The following is a 4,628-nucleotide window of genomic DNA, read 5'->3' as shown; positions in this document are numbered from 1 at the left end:
GCACCCATGAGCCATCTTCCGCGCGCGCCAGGGCGATATCGCGTTCGGCACCATTGACAGTTGGCTGTTGTGGAAATTGACCGGCGGCAAAGTGCATGCGACAGATTGCTCGAACGCCTCACGCACTCTGCTCTTCAATATTCATGACGTTGATTGGGATCGCGACTTGCTTTCCCAACTCGACATTCCCGCAGCAATACTTCCCCGGGTTCGCCCCAGTAGCGGCATCTTCGGATTGACCGCGCCGGATTTGTTCGGCGTTGAAATTCCCATCGCCGGCATTGCCGGTGATCAACAGGCGGCGTTGTTCGGCCAGGCGTGCTTCACGCCCGGCATGTTCAAAAATACGTATGGCACTGGCTGTTTTTTGCTGACCTCAACCGGCGATCAAGTCATTCACTCAAAAAACGGCTTGCTCACCACGATAGCTTGGCAAATTGGCAACGGCAGAGTGCAATATGCGCTCGAAGGTTCGGTGTTCATTGCAGGCGCCGTGGTGCAATGGCTGCGGGATGAATTGCAACTCATCAAATCCGCCGCTGAAATCGAGAATCTTGCGGCGCAAGTGCAGGACAACGGCGGCGTATTTCTCGTGCCGGCGTTTGTCGGTCTGGGCTCACCGTATTGGGATGCAGAGGCGCGCGGCACGATTGTCGGGTTGACGCGCGGCGCGAATCGCAGTCACATGGCGCGCGCGGCCTTAGAGAGTATCGCTTATCAATCGCGTGATCTGGCGCAGGCGATGCAGGAAGATGCGGGCACGCCGATAGCCGAGTTGCGGGTTGACGGCGGCGCAGTGGCAAACAACCTGCTCATGCAATTTCAGGCGGATATTCTCAATACTCCGGTGGTGCGTCCGGCGGTGACAGAAACCACCTCACTCGGCGCGGCTTATCTCGCCGGCATGGCGGTCGGCTATTGGCGTGATTTGGAGGATATTGCGCATCACTGGCAGGAAGAAAAAAGGTTTGCCGCGCAGATGCCAGAAGCCGATCGCCAACGCCTCTACCAAAATTGGCAAAAAGCCGTGACGCGCGCACGCGGTTGGTTAATTTGAGTAAAACGAAAACGCTGTCGCGAGTTGAGCGATTTTTATGACGCGCTGCATCGTTATTTTGTCTTAATTTTATAAGAAATTCGCTTGACAATGTAGGATTCTTTTCTATTTTTGACGTGTTTTTGCATGAGAGCGTGAGTCGGGGGGTAGGGCAGACCAGGAAAGGTAGAAGGGTCGAGATTACTCGCCGTATTGTCGCGCTTGTTGGTCCGCACAGGTGCGCCCGCCTTTGATGACATACTTACGCAAATTTGAAAATAACGTTTGGCTGGATTATTGATCGAGAGATCCGATGGCTCAGATTTTTCATCCGAGTACGAACACCTTTTCGAAAGTCAGTATTTTTGGCGCAGTTTTTTTTGTCGGCGGCCTGCTTTGGTTTATGCTCGCGTTCGAGCGGTCGTCGTATGTCACGCAAGCAAACGTTGTGCGCGAGCAGCCCGTCCCGTTTAGCCATCGCCATCACGTCGGCCAGCTCGGCATTGATTGCCGTTATTGCCATACTACTGTTGAAGAAACCGGTTTTGCCGGCGTTCCTTCCACCAAAACTTGCATGACTTGCCATTCACAAATCCACACGAATGCACAAATGCTGGAACCGGTGCGCGAGAGCTGGCGTGAGGATCGCTCCATCGAATGGGTGCGGGTTAACGATCTGCCCGATTTTGTTTATTTCAATCACAGCATTCATCTGAAAAAGGGCATGGGCTGCGTCACCTGCCACGGCCCGATTCAGGAAATGGCGCTCACCTGGCGCGAGAATCCCTTGGACATGGCGTGGTGCCTCGAATGCCATCGCAATCCCGAAAAATTTGTGCGGCCGCGCGAAGAAGTCTTCAGCACCACGTGGCAGGCCGACGATCAAGCCGCGTTGGGCGCGAAGCTCATGCAAGAATATGACATCCAGAAATTAACCAATTGTTCGATTTGTCATCGATGAACACTCCGATAAATATAACGCATCGCCCGGCCGGCTCGCTAACCGCCCCTCTCGATTTGGAAGCTATACGGCAACGTTTGCAAAATAAACACGGCAAACAATATTGGCGTTGCCTGGAAGAACTGGCCGACACGCCGGCGTTTCAAAAATTCGTTGAGAATGAGTTCGCCGAAGGCGTGGTTGATTATTCCAGCGCGGTGAACCGGCGCAATTTTCTCAAGTTTATGGGCGCTTCACTGGCTTTGGCCGGTTTGAATGCGTGCACCCGCCAACCGGTCGAGAAGATCGTGCCGTATGTGCAAGCGCCCGAGCAACTCGTGGCGGGCAAGCCGTTATATTTCGCCACGGCCATGGTGCAACGCGGTTTTGCGCAAGGCTTGCTGGTCGAAAGCCACATGGGCCGTCCCACCAAAGTCGAAGGTAATCCCGATCATCCCGCCAGTTTGGGCGCAACCGATATTTTTGCACAAGCCTCGGTTTTGACATTGTATGATCCCGATCGTTCACAAGTGGTGAAGAAGGCGGGACGCATCGATACCTGGGATGGTTTTCTTGTTGAGTTGAATTTGAAGCTCGAAGCGTTGCGGCAAAAGCAGGGCGCGGGCTTGCGCATTCTCACCGAAACCGTCACCTCGCCGACGCTTGCCGGCCAGCTTAACAAGATTCTCACCGCATTTCCCGCGGCAAGGTGGCATCAATTTGAGCCGGCGACGCGCGACAGCAGCCGGGCCGGCACCCAAATGGCGTTCGGCGAATATGTCGAAACCCATCATCGCTTCGAAAACGCGCAGGTTATTGTTTCGCTGGATTCCGATTTTCTCGTCGATCATCCTAACAGCGTGCGCTATGCGCGGGAGTTTTCGGCAAAACGCCGTGTCGCCGAGGGCGCGACAGAAATGAATCGGCTCTATGCCCTCGAAAGCACGCCCACGCTGACCGGCGCGATGGCGGATCACCGCCTGGCCCTGCGCGCGAGCGAGATTGAAACTTTTGCCGCGGCGTTGGCAGCGGAACTCGGCGTTGCGGCAGCAGGCAATCCGCAATCTGCATTCTCAAATCCAAAATCATCGCAGTGGCTCAAAGCGGTCGCGGGCGATCTGCAAAAGCATGGCGGGTCAAGTATCATTATCGCAGGAGACTGCCAGCCGCCGTCGGTGCATATGCTCGCGCATGCGATGAATCATGCGCTTGGAAATGTTGGCAAAACGGTTTTTTATACCGCAGCGGTGGAAGCAAATCCCGGCGATCAACTGGCATCGTTGCGTGAATTGGTGCAAGACATGAATGCCGGCGCGGTTGACATGCTTGTGATACTCGACGGCAATCCCGTGTTTACGGCGCCGGTTGATCTGGATTTTTCCGGCGCGCTCGCCAAAGTCGGGTTGCGTGTGCAGCTCAGTTTGTACGAAGACGAAACGTCCGCATTTTGCCACTGGCACATTCCGGCCACACATTATCTCGAATCGTGGAGTGACGCACGCGCGTTCGACGGCACGATTTCCATTATGCAACCGTTGATTGCGCCGCTTTACGGCGGCAAATCAGCGCACGAACTGCTTGCCGTCTTACAAGGCCAGCCGGGCTTGACGAGTTATGATACGGTGCGCGATCACTGGAAGGCGCAGCAGAATTCTTCTGATTTTGAAAAATTCTGGCAAACCTCGCTGCACGATGGTGTCATCGCAGGCACAGCGCTGTCACCCAAGCAAGTTGCCTTAAAAAATGAGCGATTTGATCCGCAATCCGCGATCCGCAATCCACAATCATCAGGACTCGAAATCATATTCCGCCCCGATCCCAACGTGGGTGACGGTCGCTTTGCGAACAACGGCTGGTTGCAAGAATTGCCCAAGCCGCTCACGAAATTAACCTGGGACAACGCCGCGCTGATCAGCCCGGCAACCGCGCAGCGCTTGAATTTGAACAATGAAGATGTTGTCGAACTGAATTATCAAGACCGCAAAATCAACGCGCCGATTTGGATCATGCCCGGCCATCCCGAAGAGGCTGTGACTGTACATTTCGGTTATGGCCGCACCGCCGGCGGACAAGTTGCCAACGGCTCCGGGTTCAATGCCTATGCCTTGCGAACCTCGGAAGCGCCGTGGTTTGGCAGCGGCGTTGAGATTCGCAAAACCGGTGAACGCTACAAGCTCGCGACCACGCAAATGCACCATAGCATGGAGAATCGCCATCTGGTGCGCGAGGGTACGCTGGCCGAATATCGGGAGCATCCGGATTTCGTGCATGAGATGGGGCACGATCCGGCGCCTGGCATGACGCTTTATCCCGAGCATAAATACGAAGACAATGCCTGGGGCATGGTGATCGATTTGAATGCCTGCCTGGGATGCAATGCCTGCACCGTAGCCTGCCAATCGGAAAACAACATTGCCGTTGTCGGTAAAGAACAGGTTCTCATTGGCCGCGAGTTGCACTGGATCCGCGTCGATCGTTATTACGAAGGCGATCTCGATCATCCCGAAACCTATCATCAACCCGTGCCGTGCATGCACTGTGAAAATGCGCCGTGCGAACCGGTGTGCCCGGTGGGCGCGACGGTGCACAGCGATGAGGGTTTGAATGACATGGTTTACAATCGCTGCGTCGGCACGCGTTATTGCGCCAATA

At 55.0% G+C, this 4,628-nt stretch carries 3 protein-coding genes; all 3 read left to right on the top strand.

The window, feature by feature from the left end; all coding sequences use genetic code 11:
* The first annotated feature begins 13 nt into the window (after positions 1-13).
* The gene (gene glpK / locus FBQ85_26860) at positions 14-1,057 is read left to right on the top strand and encodes a glycerol kinase GlpK (protein MDL1878755.1); all 1,044 of its coding nucleotides are present in this window, start codon (positions 14-16) and stop codon (positions 1,055-1,057) included.
* A gap of 292 nt (positions 1,058-1,349) precedes the next feature.
* Positions 1,350-1,997: a cytochrome C gene (locus tag FBQ85_26855; protein ID MDL1878754.1), complete on the top strand. Its 648-nt coding sequence runs from the start codon at positions 1,350-1,352 to the stop codon at positions 1,995-1,997.
* A partial coding sequence (locus tag FBQ85_26850; GenBank protein MDL1878753.1) for a 4Fe-4S dicluster domain-containing protein occupies positions 1,994-4,628 on the top strand: 2,635 nt, incomplete at its 3' end. The genes FBQ85_26855 and FBQ85_26850, both read left to right, overlap by 4 nt.

Source organism: Cytophagia bacterium CHB2 (genome assembly GCA_030263535.1).
Lineage (GTDB): Bacteria > Zhuqueibacterota > Zhuqueibacteria > Zhuqueibacterales > Zhuqueibacteraceae > Coneutiohabitans.
This window is presented reverse-complemented; position numbering and strand designations above follow the sequence as displayed.

Coding starts and splice junctions, on each gene's coding strand:
- FBQ85_26855 (MDL1878754.1), top strand. CDS start 1,350: ATGGCTCAGATTTTTCATCCGAGTACGAACACCTTTTCGAAAGTCAGT.